At 41.9% G+C, this 13,161-nt stretch carries 18 protein-coding genes; 14 read left to right on the forward strand and 4 right to left on the reverse strand.

Annotated elements, in window-relative coordinates; genetic code table 11:
- Positions 1 to 84: 84 nt before the first annotated feature.
- Complete coding sequence (locus tag BM380_RS14865; RefSeq protein ID WP_013463773.1) at positions 85 to 1,032, reverse strand: chemotaxis protein CheV; 948 nt, start codon at positions 1,030 to 1,032, stop codon at positions 85 to 87.
- Positions 1,033 to 1,198: 166 nt separating this feature from the next.
- On the opposite strand from BM380_RS14865, the gene BM380_RS14870 reads away from it, so the two are divergent.
- Entirely contained in the window at positions 1,199 to 2,266 is a 1,068-nt protein-coding gene (locus tag BM380_RS14870; RefSeq protein WP_013463774.1) for a potassium channel family protein, read from the forward strand.
- Positions 2,266 to 2,457, forward strand: coding sequence for a hypothetical protein (locus BM380_RS14875; protein ID WP_013463775.1), 192 nt, complete (start codon positions 2,266 to 2,268; stop codon positions 2,455 to 2,457). The genes BM380_RS14870 and BM380_RS14875 overlap by 1 nt, the downstream gene beginning before the upstream one ends.
- A gap of 21 nt (positions 2,458 to 2,478) precedes the next feature.
- On the opposite strand, the gene BM380_RS14880 is transcribed toward BM380_RS14875, so the two are convergent.
- Both BM380_RS14880 and BM380_RS14885 read right to left on the reverse strand, forming a co-directional pair.
- Positions 2,479 to 3,510: a hypothetical protein gene (locus tag BM380_RS14880; RefSeq protein WP_036955672.1), complete on the reverse strand. Its 1,032-nt coding sequence runs from the start codon at positions 3,508 to 3,510 to the stop codon at positions 2,479 to 2,481.
- Between the two features lie 126 nt (positions 3,511 to 3,636).
- Entirely contained in the window at positions 3,637 to 4,092 is a 456-nt protein-coding gene (locus tag BM380_RS14885) for an EVE domain-containing protein (protein WP_013463777.1), read from the reverse strand.
- A gap of 83 nt (positions 4,093 to 4,175) precedes the next feature.
- On the opposite strand from BM380_RS14885, the gene tesB reads away from it, so the two are divergent.
- On the forward strand, positions 4,176 to 5,033 hold the full coding sequence (tesB, locus tag BM380_RS14890; RefSeq protein ID WP_013463778.1) for an acyl-CoA thioesterase II: 858 nt from the start codon (positions 4,176 to 4,178) through the stop codon (positions 5,031 to 5,033).
- Positions 5,034 to 5,085: 52 nt separating this feature from the next.
- On the opposite strand, the gene plsB is transcribed toward tesB, so the two are convergent.
- Positions 5,086 to 7,524 carry a glycerol-3-phosphate 1-O-acyltransferase PlsB gene (gene plsB, locus BM380_RS14895; RefSeq protein WP_090495030.1) on the reverse strand — a complete coding sequence of 813 codons (2,439 nt, stop codon included), beginning with the start codon at positions 7,522 to 7,524 and terminating at the stop codon, positions 5,086 to 5,088.
- Between the two features lie 427 nt (positions 7,525 to 7,951).
- Here plsB and rpsJ point away from each other — a divergent pair, with 427 nt between their 5' ends.
- From rpsJ to rpsQ, 11 genes are read left to right on the forward strand one after another with little or no spacing between them, the layout of a single operon-like run.
- On the forward strand, positions 7,952 to 8,263 hold the full coding sequence (gene rpsJ / locus BM380_RS14900; RefSeq protein ID WP_002957900.1) for a 30S ribosomal protein S10: 312 nt from the start codon (positions 7,952 to 7,954) through the stop codon (positions 8,261 to 8,263).
- A gap of 27 nt (positions 8,264 to 8,290) precedes the next feature.
- A complete protein-coding gene (gene rplC, locus BM380_RS14905) occupies positions 8,291 to 8,926 on the forward strand; it encodes a 50S ribosomal protein L3 (protein ID WP_008108338.1) in 636 nt (211 codons plus the stop codon).
- A 17-nt stretch (positions 8,927 to 8,943) separates the two neighbouring features.
- Positions 8,944 to 9,549, forward strand: a complete 606-nt coding sequence (gene rplD / locus BM380_RS14910; RefSeq protein WP_008108340.1) for a 50S ribosomal protein L4 — start codon at positions 8,944 to 8,946, stop codon at positions 9,547 to 9,549.
- Positions 9,546 to 9,848, forward strand: coding sequence for a 50S ribosomal protein L23 (gene rplW, locus BM380_RS14915; protein ID WP_008108343.1), 303 nt, complete (start codon positions 9,546 to 9,548; stop codon positions 9,846 to 9,848). Before rplD ends, rplW begins: the two co-directional genes overlap by 4 nt.
- A 17-nt stretch (positions 9,849 to 9,865) precedes the next feature.
- On the forward strand, positions 9,866 to 10,690 hold the full coding sequence (rplB, locus tag BM380_RS14920; RefSeq protein WP_007376192.1) for a 50S ribosomal protein L2: 825 nt from the start codon (positions 9,866 to 9,868) through the stop codon (positions 10,688 to 10,690).
- Between the two features lie 15 nt (positions 10,691 to 10,705).
- Entirely contained in the window at positions 10,706 to 10,984 is a 279-nt protein-coding gene (rpsS, locus tag BM380_RS14925; RefSeq protein WP_004588689.1) for a 30S ribosomal protein S19, read from the forward strand.
- Between the two features lie 13 nt (positions 10,985 to 10,997).
- Positions 10,998 to 11,330, forward strand: coding sequence for a 50S ribosomal protein L22 (gene rplV, locus BM380_RS14930; protein ID WP_004588690.1), 333 nt, complete (start codon positions 10,998 to 11,000; stop codon positions 11,328 to 11,330).
- 12 nt (positions 11,331 to 11,342) lie between these two features.
- Positions 11,343 to 12,044, forward strand: coding sequence for a 30S ribosomal protein S3 (gene rpsC / locus BM380_RS14935; protein WP_008108350.1), 702 nt, complete (start codon positions 11,343 to 11,345; stop codon positions 12,042 to 12,044).
- Positions 12,045 to 12,056: 12 nt separating this feature from the next.
- Positions 12,057 to 12,470, forward strand: a complete 414-nt coding sequence (gene rplP / locus BM380_RS14940; RefSeq protein ID WP_008108352.1) for a 50S ribosomal protein L16 — start codon at positions 12,057 to 12,059, stop codon at positions 12,468 to 12,470.
- Positions 12,470 to 12,661: a 50S ribosomal protein L29 gene (gene rpmC / locus BM380_RS14945; protein WP_004588692.1), complete on the forward strand. Its 192-nt coding sequence runs from the start codon at positions 12,470 to 12,472 to the stop codon at positions 12,659 to 12,661. Before rplP ends, rpmC begins: the two co-directional genes overlap by 1 nt.
- Positions 12,661 to 12,918 (forward strand): 30S ribosomal protein S17, encoded by a 258-nt coding sequence (rpsQ, locus tag BM380_RS14950; protein WP_013463780.1) that lies wholly within the window; start codon positions 12,661 to 12,663, stop codon positions 12,916 to 12,918. Before rpmC ends, rpsQ begins: the two co-directional genes overlap by 1 nt.
- Positions 12,919 to 13,161 lie beyond the last annotated feature (243 nt).

Genomic DNA, 13,161 nt, shown 5'->3' on the forward strand with positions numbered 1-13,161 from the left:
CAAGGCAGACTTTTTAAAGGTTGTTGATGAGGGAATGTCGCTAGCAAATACTTACCTTGGTCGGTATTTGCTAGTTATGCTCAATTAAGAATCACCAAGCACTTGCTTTAAGCGATTTTGTACTTCTTGAACGAGTAAGTCGGGCTGAAATTTTGATAAAAATGCATTACAGCCTACTTTTTCCACCATGGCTTGGTTGAAGCTACCACTCAGGGACGTGTTAAGCACCACATGTAAGTTTTTTAAACGGTTGTCGTTACGTATTTCATAGGTTAAGCGATAGCCATCCATCGAAGGCATTTCGGCATCGGTAATCACCATTAGCAGCTCTTTTTCAACATCGCGTCCTTCATCAGCCCAGCTTTTGAGCATTTGTAGGGCTTCTAGACCGTTACTGGCAGGAATAATTTCGATACCAAGCTGCGATAACGTATCGCTAACTTGTTTACGTGCTGTTGGCGAATCATCGGCGTGCAATATTTTGCGTCCTGCAAATTCGTTTACTATGGTTTCATCCAACACCCCATCAGTAATATTGACCTCGTACTCAACTATTTCAGCGAGTACTTTTTCTACATCAATAATTTCAACTAATTGCTCTTGGCCATCACGCTGTACTTTAGTTAGTGCCGTAATATAATGATTTTTACCCACAGAGCTGGGGGGCGGCATAATGTCAGACCAGGTCATATTCATGATTTGATCAACCTTGCCAATTAAAAAACCTTGTGTGGTACGGTTATATTCAGTTATGACCAGATTACAATCTTCACCATATTCTTTTTTAGCCATAGAAATGGCTTGGCGAAGGTCAATCACTGGGATAGATTCACCGCGTATATTGGCTACACCGGTTACCTTAGGGTGAGAGTGCGGTATTTTGCTTAAACGGGGAAGCTTTACCACTTCTTTTATTTTAAATACATTGAGTGCAAATAAATGGCGGCTATGCAAATAAAAAAGTAGCAACTCTAAACGATTTTCGCCTACAAGCTGAGTACGCTGATCAACTGACGCTAAAACACCTGACATAATAGACCCATATTTTTCCTCATAACTTAATAACTATAGTTTACTCTTATTTTTCTTCATAACGAACCGTGAATATTTCGATTACAGTAAAACGTTGCTTAAGTGTTATCATGTGCAGTATCGTGTTACTAAATGATTTAAATAATCAATCGATTAACAAAAAATTATGCATCATATTTTTAAACGTATTGTTGTGCTGTTGCGCAGCCATATTGATCAGGTAAGTTGGCAGTCTGTTGTAATAGCAACATCCTTACATATGCTGCTTACTTGGTGCTTATTGTTAGTGGCAAATGAGCAGGCACTGCTTTCACCGGGTACTTTTTTTTACTACTACACGGTAACCACTTCAACGGTAGGGTATGGGGATTTAAGTCCATCAACTGACTTAGGTCGATGGATTGTCGCATTAATACAAATACCTTTTGGTTTGGCTTTATTTGGTGTCTTGTTGGGTAAAACAGGACAAACAGTAACTTACTTAATTAGGCGCGCTATGACTGGTGATAAAAACTTTGCTCACAGTAGCAATCATATTATTATTTTTGGTTGGCATAATGCTCGTACCAAAAAAATGATCGACTACATTTTGGCTGATACTAAGCGGACAGATCGCCGTATCTTATTAGCGGTTACTGAACAAATAGAGCATCCGTTTTTAAGTAATGAGAATGTTGATTTTGCTCGCCTAACCAGTTTCACCGATTTGGATGAATTAGAACGCGTTGCCATTCGCCACGCCGATAAAGTGATTATTGATGGCCAAGATGACGACCAAACATTTACCACCGCACTGCGTATTAGCCGTTTAGTCAAAGAAGATTGTCACATAAGTGCGCACTTTTTTGATGAAACGAAAGTGGAAATGTTATTAGAGCATTGCCACAACGTAGAGTGTAGCAGTACTAAATCGGCAGAGATTTTAGTGCGCTCAATGCAAGACCCAGGCTCAAGTCGTGTACAAGAGGAACTATTATCAACCTTGCATGGTGATACGCAGTTTAGTTTACAAATCCCTAGTAATGTAAAAACCATGGAGTTTGGCAAATTATTTCATCACTTTAAGTACGATCATGATGCAATATTGTTAGGTGTGGCTCATAATTTAAGTGCAAAAAATATGGATTTAAATCCGCCTTTAGATTATGCAGTAAACGCCGGAGATATTTTGCATTACATTGCGCAAGAGCGAGTATTGAGTAATGAAGTTGACTGGCCTAGCTTGGAAAAATAATGACTGAAATTGCGTTTTTAATTATCGTTTTATGTGCTTACATTTTCCCTATTATGATAATTCTTAACAGTAAGCGTAGCCAAGGCCATGAAAAAAATGGCTGGCTAGTCGGCGCTATCTTCTTTTCGTGGATAGCGCTGATTCTTTACTTTTCGATTGTGCCCAAGCAAGGGCACGCCAAGAAAAAGTAAAGAATGAGTACCTTTTGTTACTTATTCTAATTGTCTCAGCTTATGCTCAACCAGCGGGTCGTCTGGCGCTAGCTGTTGAGCCACTTCTAATAGTTTAATGGCATCATTTGGATTTTCATCTTGATGCTTAATGGCTACGTCTATTAAAGGTTGAATATCAATTTTTTCTTGGTGCTCTTGCACGTGCGCTGCTTTTTCGTCGATTAAAATAGTGTGAGCGGTACTTAATAACGCTTGACGATGCGGCGAATTAGCATTGGCTTTATTAAGTTTTTTATAATAATCCTCTTTTAAACGCAGTGTTTTTGTTTGTAGCCTAAATTGTGCAATGTCGATTTGTTGATTAGCAATAAAATCAATAGCCACTTGTTTATAAAACCCAAACTTATTTAAATAAGTGGCATGAGTGCCGTGCCCCATCCCAAATACGCGTAAGTGAGTGAGCTGCTGGTAGCGTTTAGCGTGTTGGCGGTCAATGCGGTTGGTTGGGTCGTAAATAATGTAGCCCTGTGCATCCCCTAAATCTAAATCATGGTAGTCACCTTGCCAGTCATATTGTTGGGCAATGTCGGTACTTGAGCGGTCATCCCAAGGGGCGATAAGTTTGTTTTTAGTGCTAACAGGATGGAAAAGCAGTACTTTGTCGAGTTTGAGTAATTTAGCAAATGCACCCACAGCAAAGCCGCCACGACTAAGTCCATAACCTAGCTTGGTTTCAAAAGGAGAGAGTAGGGTTGATAGTTGCTCAATAAAAAAGATTAAATTGCGGTTACGAAACCAATTACTTTTACCCAAATGCTGAAACGCAATAATATTAACGTTTTGCTTTTGTGCTAAATGATAGCCCCAAGGTGCAAAGTCTTCGTTCAAATCACGCTCTTGTACATCAGTACCGGCAGGTGAAAAAGTAAAAAGCAGGGGTTTGTTGAGATCAACAAAGTGATATTTTACATACACATCACCGAGTAAATCCCCACCAGAGGTAGGTAGTTTTGCTTGCTTCTCATTATCGCTGAGCGTTAACCATTCATCTAACCAGTATAGTAATTTCATTTTTCCTCCAGTGCGCACAAGCCGCAGATCATAGCAAATATGAGGGCATAAGAGAAATTGAGCCAAGCTATGCTGCGCTGGTGGAGTGCCTTTTTAATGAAAAAATGTATGTTACCTTTGCGACTATTAAGCCATGTTCAAAATTTCATTCCAGTCATTTTCGGTCACTGGCATGACCGATAAACGCCCCCCTTTTTTAAGAGCAATGTCTGTCACTGACTCATTTGCCTTAATTGCTTGCAAGCTCACTATGCTACTGAGATGAGAATGGTAGGTTACTTCCACCACAAACCAACGGGGGGTCTCAACGGTTGCTTTGGCATCATAATAATCGCTACTTAAATCAAACTGAGTCGGATCAGGGTAAGCGGCTTTAGTGACAATTCCTATTCCCGCAACACCAACCTGTTTACAGCTAGAATGATAAATCATCACTAAATCACCTTGTTTAACATCATCGCGGATAAAGTTACGCGCTTGGTAGTTTCGCACGCCTTCCCATAACGTGGTTTGTTCAGGTGCATACTTTAAGTCATCAATTGAAAAGGCGTCGGGTTCGGTTTTAAATAGCCAAAAAGCCATATTAGTTTTCCTCACTCAGTGTGTTGGTATTTTTCCAGTATTGTATAGTATCATTTAGAAATTAGGGGATTGAGGAAGAAATAATGAGCCAAGTATTAGATGATTTATTGTCGTTGTTATCACTTGAAGAAATTGAACAAGGTTTATACCGAGGACAAAGCCAAGACTTAGGTTTTAGAGCGGTGTTTGGCGGTCAAGTTATGGGGCAAGCGCTTTCAGCAGCCAAAGAAACACTGCCAGCGGGGCGAATTGTTCACTCATTACATTCTTACTTTTTACGCCCAGGCGATGCTGCAAAGCCGATAGTGTATGACGTTGAAACGATTCGCGATGGTAAAAGTTTTAGTACGCGTCGTGTTAGCGCGATTCAGTACGGTAAGCCTATTTTTTACATGACGGCGTCGTTTCAAGGTGATGAACAAGGGTTATCGCATCAAGCGACCATGCCAGATGTTCCTGCCCCTGAAGAGCTACGTTCTTCATTAGAGTTTTATCAAGAAAATGCACAGCATATTCCAGAAGCTATCCGTAATAAATTTATTCGTGAAATGCCGATTGAAATGCGCCCAGTGAATTTTCATAACCCCTTTAAACCAGAAGCCATCGAACCAGTAAAACATATTTGGTTTAAAGCCAATGGCGATATGCCTGACGATCAACGTATTCATAACTATTTATTAGCGTATGCGTCCGACTTTGAATTTTTACCAACCGCATTACAACCACATGGCGTGTCGTTTATGCAGCCGAATATGCAAGTGGCGACGATTGACCATGCTATGTGGTTTCATCGTCCGTTTAGAATGGATGATTGGATTTTATATACTATTGATAGCCCAAGCGCGAGCTCAGGAAGAGGACTGGTACGTGGGCAGTTTTTTGACCGCCAAGGAAACTTGGTAGCCTCTACTATTCAAGAAGGGGTAATGCGCCAGCGCTAATCCTAATACCCACTATATTGAATACCTTCAATATAGTGGGTATGGCTTTATTTTACTTGCATTGAGCGTGCACAATATCTGTTATTGACTGCCAAATACGTGCCGGTAATAGCGTTTGTAGTTGTTTGTAAGTCTCGCACAACGCTGGACTGCCTTGTAAGCCATTATCTGACTCACTAATTAGCTTTTGTTCGCGTAGGTTTGAAATAAAGCTACTGAGTACCTTTTTGTCAAAAAACTCCGGCGTTTTAATGCCATGTAACGTACCCAAGCGCTGCGCCAGTACATAGCTTTCACGTTCAAGCTCTGCTTTTTCAATCCCTTGGCTGGTTTGAATAAAGCCAATCACAATCGCATAACGTTGCAAAGTAAAGCTCAATGCACGACCGAGCATTTCGAGTTTGGCAAAGCTATCGTTATTTTGAGTCACTTTAATGTTATCACCATCAAGCGCAATTAAGCCTTGATCACTAAAGTTAGTTAAAATACGAGTAACATAGCTCTCATCTAACTCTTGCAAGTACCACTCTTTAGCAAATAACGGATAAAAAGATTTCACCAGCTGATGGCACTGAGTTACGGTGCTTTGATGTTGCTTAAATAAATGCAGCGCCACTAAACTAGGCACCGCAAAAATATGTAAAATGTTATTACGGTAATAGTTGAATAAGGTTTTTTCTTTATCGCTTATCGCAATTATTTCGCCAAACTCATCACTGATCACGTCAAACTTATTAAGCTTTAAGGCATGTTCAAGTAGCTGCTCTGGTGTTTCATCTGGTGCGGTTATTTTACTGCTATAGCTGGCTTCACGTTGCAATCGTAAGTAAAACTCAAGCTGAGCTAACAGCTTTGGCTTACTCAATGCCTGCTTATCGTTTACCAGCAGTATCATCGCCAGTAAGTTAACTGAGTTAAGTGCGGCGGCATTGTTAATTTTAACCATAACCTGATCAGCAAGATTAGCCACCTGCGGCCCTAACCATTGTGGTTTTTGCACATCGGTTGCATGAATTGATTCACGCCAGTCAGGTTGGTTATCATTTAAATACTGATTGATAGAAATAGGGTCGCCAAAGTTTAAATAACCACGACCATAGTTTTTTAAATTTTTAATCGCTTTAAAAATACCTAATATCGACTCGCCTTTTTTATCGTTCCCAGCCAGCTCTTTTAAATAGGTGTTTATTTCCATGACGTGCTCGTAACCAATATATACCGGCACAATAGATATAGGTCTGTCTATACCGCGCAACATGGCTTGCATTGTCATTGCGAGCATGCCGGTTTTAGGGGGTAATAAACGTCCCGTTCTGCTACGCCCACCTTCGGTATAAAACTTTACCGAGTAACCTTTGATAAATAACTGGCTTAAGTATTCTTTAAACACCGCTGAGTAAAGTTTGTTACCAGCAAACGAGCGGCGAATAAAAAACGCGCCACTGCGGCGGAATATGCCACCGGCTGGGAAAAAGTTTAAGTTAATACCCGCTGCAATATGCGGTGGAACAAGCCCTTGATGGTAAATAGAGTAGGTCAGTAGCAAGTAATCCATATGACTACGATGACACGGCATGTAGATTATTTCATGGCCTTTGTTGGTTAGGTCATGGATTTGCTCGGTGTACTTTATATCAATCCCATTATACAGCTTGTTCCAAAGCCAGGTTAATATGCGATCGGCAACGCGAATGGTGGCGTCGCTGTAATTAGCGGCAATTTCATCAAGAAGCTTTAATGCGTTTTGTCGCGCTTGGGCTTGGCTAATATTTTTTTCAGACGCTTCAGTTTGAATCGCTTTTTTTATCGTTGGGGATGCCAGTAGTGAGCTAAATAATTGATCTCGAGATGGGATTTTAGGCCCTGTGGCAGCCAGCTTCTGGCGCTTAAAGTGTACTCTAGCTACGCGAAGTAGTTTATGCGGAAGCTCATTTACATCGGCTTTTTCGTTCACCAATAGTGATAAATCGAGTGGTTGGCTAAAACGAATAAAGTTGTCTCTACCTGAAAAAAGTACAACAAATATTTTTCTAAACCAGCTGGGCGTAAGTGAGTGCGAAAGTAAAGTACTCAGTCCTGGCTTCTCTTTGCCCGGTGCTCTGCCCCATAAAATAGTCACAGGCACAACCTGCACATTTTTTTGGCCACTATTTAATAAGTGCTCAATGATTTGCTTGCCCTGATCTAATGCGTTGGTAGGCTTTTCTTTATTACCAAATAACGGTGGTGGGTTTTTAATGCCAATAAAACGATCTAACGCTTGGTTACCTAACACTTGCTGCTCGGTTGGGTCGGGTAAACCATTTCGTTTACATACACGCGCGAGTGCCGCTAAATCAAAGCGTGAATTTAAACGCACTATATAAAAGGTCGGGTTTTTAGGGTTTAACTCAAATTGCTCTAACGGCTTTTCAGGCAGTACTTTGCTTTTAACAAACAAACGGCTAATACCACCAGAGATAAGATTTAAACCATAATTTAAAATACGCATTGACTCACCATAAGAGAGTAGTTACCCAAACCAATATGGGTATATAACAGCAAAATTAGCGCATAGGATAACATATTATCGCAAAGATCCTCTGCAGATTAATCGACAAGCTATGACATTATAGTGACATCATCACTTCCATTACGTTCACTATTGTTAAACTTGACTGTTATTTAAACGACAATTGCAAAGCAATTATGTCTAAATAGTTGTTGCATTTATCACCAGCATCATTATAATACGCAGGCTTTCAAAATTCCCTCGGGAACAAGAAAGAATAAATTAAGCTTGGATTTCAAGCTAATAAACAGGAGTTCCGATTTGGAACTCAACGTAGATATAATCTAACAACCGGCATCTTAATTATTAAGATTGTTTCGGTCGTTTTTTTATGCTCTTTAAATGCTCTTTATATTGAGGTTTAAGAATGTCAAATCAACGCATTCGTATTCGCCTAAAAGCTTTTGACCACCGTTTGATTGACCAATCAACGGCGGAAATCGTGGAAACTGCGAAACGCACTGGCGCACAAGTACGTGGTCCAATTCCACTACCTACACGCTTTGAACGTTTTACTGTACTTACATCACCGCACGTTAATAAAGACGCGCGTGATCAGTACGAGATCCGCACCCATAAACGTCTGATCGACATCGTAGAACCAACTGACAAGACTGTAGACGCACTTATGCGTTTAGACCTTGCTGCTGGTGTTGATGTTCAAATCAGCCTGGGTTAATCGGAAGATTAGAGAGGTTTTAGGAAAATGGCATTAGGTCTAGTCGGTCGTAAAGTGGGTATGACACGTATCTTCACTGAAGATGGTGTATCTATCCCTGTGACAGTTATTGAAGCGACTCCTAACCGCATTGCTCAGATCAAATCTGACGCAACAGACGGTTATAACGCGCTTCAAGTAACCGCAGGCACTAAAAAAGCAAGCCGTGTAAACAAAGCAACAGCGGGTCACTTCGCTAAAGCTGGTGTTGAAGCGGGTCGCGGTCTGTGGGAATTCCGCCTAAATGGTGGTGAAGGCGATTTTGAAGTAGGCGCAGAGCTTACGGTTGAATTATTCAACGAAATCAACAAAGTTGACGTAACCGGTACTTCTAAAGGTAAAGGTTTCCAAGGTGGTGTTAAGCGCTGGAATTTCAGCATGCAAGACGCTACACATGGTAACTCTCTATCTCACCGTGCTCCTGGTTCAATCGGTCAAAACCAATCACCTGGTAAGGTGTTTAAAGGTAAGAAAATGGCCGGTCAAATGGGTAATGAGCAAGTAACAACTCAGAACCTTGAACTAGTTCGCGTTGACGCTGAGCGTAACCTGCTTTTAGTTAAAGGTGCAGTACCTGGCGCTATCGGCGGTGACGTTATCGTTAAACCAGCTGTTAAAGCATAAGTCCTGGAGATTTAGTGATGGAATTAGCAATTAAAGACGCTTCTGGCGCTCTTGAAGTTTCTGAAGCTACTTTTGGACGTGAGTTTAACGAAGCATTAGTACACCAAGTAGTTGTTGCATACGCAGCAGGTGCTCGTCAAGGTACTCGTGCTCAGAAGACACGTTCTGAAGTAAGCGGTGGTGGTAAAAAACCATGGGCTCAAAAAGGTACTGGCCGTGCACGTGCTGGTACAATCCGTAGTCCAATTTGGCGTTCAGGTGGCGTTAGCTTCGCAGCTAAACCACAAGACCACAGCCAAAAAGTAAACCGTAAAATGTACCGCGGTGCGATCAAAAGCATCTTATCTGAATTAGTTCGTCAAGAGCGTTTAATCGTTGTTGAAAGTTTTGGTCTTGAAGCACCAAAAACTAAAGAACTAGTTGCTAAGCTTAAAGAACTTGAGCTTAAAGATGTTCTTATCGTGACTGAAGAAGTAGATGAAAATCTTTTCTTATCGGCACGTAACCTGTACAAGGTTGACACACGTGATGTAGCTGGTATCGATCCTGTAAGCTTAATTGCTTTCGACAAGGTACTAATTACAGCTGCTGCTGTTAAGCAACTTGAGGAGGCGCTAGCATGATCCGTGAAGAACGTCTTTTAAAAGTGATCCTTGCTCCACACATCTCTGAAAAAAGCACAATCGCTGCTGAAGAAAACAACACGATTGTTTTCAAAGTAGCAAATGACGCAACTAAAGCTGAAGTTAAAGCGGCAGTTGAGAAGCTTTTTGAAGTAGAAGTAACTGGTGTTCGCACACTTAACGTTAAGGGTAAAACAAAACGTACTGGCATGCGTTTCGGTCGTCGTAGCGACTGGAAGAAAGCTTACGTTACTCTTAAAGAAGGTAGCGAGCTGGACTTTGTCGGCGGCGCCGAGTAATAAGGGGAGTTAGAATTATGGCACTTCAAAAGTGTAAGCCAACTTCTGCGGGTCGTCGTCACCTAGTTAAAGTGGTTAACCCAGATTTACATAAGGGTAAACCTTACGCACCACTATTAGAGAAAAACTCTAAATCAGGTGGTCGTAATAACAATGGTCGTATTACGGTTCGTCATATCGGTGGTGGTCATAAGCAACATTACCGTTTAATCGATTTTAAACGTACTAAAGATGGCATTCCAGCCACTGTTGAGCGTTTAGAATATGATCCAAATCGTAGCGCAAACATCGCTCTTGTATTATATGCAGACGGTGAGCGTCGTTACATTATCGCACCAAAAGGCTTAAAAGCTGGCGATGCAATCCAGTCTGGTGTTGATGCACCAATCAAACCTGGTAATGCATTACCTATGCGTAATATGCCTGTAGGTTCGACTGTTCACAACGTAGAACTTAAACCAGGTAAAGGTGCTCAAATTGCACGTTCTGCTGGTGCATACGTTCAAATCCTTGCACGTGATGGTCAATATGTAACATTACGTCTTCGTTCAGGCGAAGTTCGTAAAGTTGAATCTGATTGTCGTGCGACACTAGGTGAAGTAGGCAATGCTGAGCATATGCTTCGTTCACTTGGTAAAGCAGGTGCAAATCGCTGGCGTGGTATTCGTCCGACAGTTCGTGGTGTTGCCATGAACCCGGTTGATCACCCACACGGTGGTGGTGAAGGTCGTACATCTGGTGGTCGTCATCCTGTGTCTCCATGGGGTAAGCCGACTAAAGGTGCTAAGACGCGTAAGAACAAGCGTACGGATAAATTTATAGTACGTCGTCGTACTAAGTAATATTGAGGAATAGCCATGCCACGCTCTCTCAAGAAGGGTCCTTTTATAGACCTACACTTGCTGAAGAAGGTAGAGAAAGCTTTGGAAAGCGGTGAAAAGAAGCCAATTAAAACTTGGAGCCGTCGTTCAATGATCATACCTAACATGATCGGATTGACCATTGCTGTCCATAATGGTCGCCAGCATGTACCAGTTTTCGTTTCTGACGAAATGATCGGTCACAAACTAGGTGAATTTGCACCAACTCGCACTTACCGTGGCCATGCTGCGGATAAGAAAGCGAAGAAACGTTAAGAGGGGAAGATAAATGCAAGCATTAGCTAAACATAAATTCGCCTCTGGTTCGGCGCAAAAAGCACGTCTAGTTGCAGATCAGATCCGCGGGTTACCTGTCGATCGCGCACTAGAAATCCTGGCGTACAGCCCGAAAAAAGCGGCTGTATTAGTTAAGAAAGTACTTGAGTCTGCTATTGCTAACGCAGAGCATAACGAAGGTGCTGACATTGATGAGCTACGTGTAACAACGATTTTTGTGGACGATGGTCCAACAATGAAACGTATTATGCCACGTGCTAAAGGACGCGCAGACCGCATCCTTAAGCGTACAAGCCACATCACTGTTGTGGTTTCAGATAGCTAGGAGATATAAGTAATGGGACAAAAAGTTCATCCTACTGGTATTCGCCTAGGTATATCTAAACCTTGGGTTTCTACCTGGTACGCGAATTCAAAAGATTTCTCTGCACAGCTTTTTGGCGATCACAAAGTACGTACATTCCTTACTAAGGAATTAAAAGCGGCTTCTGTGTCTAAAATCGTTATTGAGCGTCCAGCAAAATCTATCCGAGTAACTATTCACACGGCTCGTCCGGGTGTTGTTATCGGTAAAAAAGGCGAAGACGTAGAAAAATTACGTCAAGCGGTAACTAAAATCGCTGGTGTACCTGCTCAGATTAATATTTCTGAAGTACGTAAACCAGAACTAGATGCACAACTAGTAGCAGACGGCATTGCCTCTCAGCTAGAGCGTCGTGTTATGTTCCGTCGCGCTATGAAGCGTTCGGTACAAAATGCAATGCGCATCGGTTCTAAAGGGATTAAAGTTGAAGTTAGCGGTCGTCTTGGCGGCGCAGAAATCGCACGTTCAGAATGGTATCGTGAAGGTCGTGTACCTCTACATACTCTTCGTGCTGATATCGACTACGCAACTTCTGAAGCCTTAACCACTTACGGTATCATTGGTGTTAAAGTTTGGATCTTCAAAGGCGAAGTTATTGGTGGTTTACCACTAGTACAAGAGCAAGAGAAGCCAGCTAAACGCGCACCAAAGAAAGCCAAAAAAAGTGCTAAGTAGAGGTAGCGAGTAATGTTACAGCCAAAACGTACAAAATTCCGTAAAATGCATAAAGGCCGCAACCGTGGTCTAGCGCAAAACGGTAACAAAGTAAGCTTCGGTACTTTCGGTTTGAAAGCTACTGGTCGTGGCCGCATGACTGCTCGTCAAATCGAAGCAGCTCGTCGTGCTATGACGCGTCACGTGAAACGTCAAGGTAAAATCTGGATCCGTGTCTTCCCTGACAAGCCGATCACAGAAAAACCTCTTGAAGTTCGTATGGGTAAAGGTAAAGGTTCTGTTGAATATTGGGTTGCTGAAATTCAGCCTGGTAAAGTACTTTACGAAATGGAAGGTGTTTCAGAAGAGCTTGCTCGTGAAGCGTTTAACCTTGCTGCTCGTAAACTGCCATTCAAAACAACTTTCGTAACTCGGACGGTAATGTGATGAAAGCAAGCGAACTAAAAGATAAAAGCGTAGAAGAGCTAAATGCTGAACTTCTAGGTCTTCTTCGTGAGCAGTTTAACCTGCGCATGCAAGCAAGCACTGGTCAGTTAGCTCAGACACACACGCTAAGAACAGTACGTCGCGATATCGCGCGTGTAAAAACAATTATTAACCAGAAGGCAGGTCAATAATGAGCGATAAAATTCGTACTCTTCAAGGCCGTGTAATCAGCGACAAGATGGAAAAATCTTTCACTGTTGCTATCGCACGTTACGTGAAGCACCCAATCTATGGGAAATTCATTAAACGTACGACTAAGTTACACGTACATGACGAAAATAACACTGCAAAAGCGGGTGACGTAGTTACTATCCGTGAATGCGCTCCAATCTCTAAGAACAAATCTTGGACTTTGGTAGATGTTGTTGAACGTCCAAAACAAGCTTAATTTTTAATTAAGTCTGTTTTATGAAAAGCCCCGGCATTAGCTGGGGCTTTTTACGTTTAGAGCAGTTTTTAGCGGTAAGCTTTCAGCCTTTAGCTGGCAGAAGTAAATTATAGCGCCGTAGTTTGGGTTGAGTGTTACGAACCTAAGTGCAATAAAATATTATTATAAAATAGGCGTAAGAAAAGCCTTTGCAAGTGCAAAGGCATATGCTTTTCTGCGAAGCCCGAAGCCCGAAGCCCGAAG

This window comes from Pseudoalteromonas sp. DSM 26666 (assembly GCF_900116475.1).
Taxonomy (GTDB): Bacteria; Pseudomonadota; Gammaproteobacteria; order Enterobacterales; family Alteromonadaceae; genus Pseudoalteromonas; species Pseudoalteromonas tetraodonis.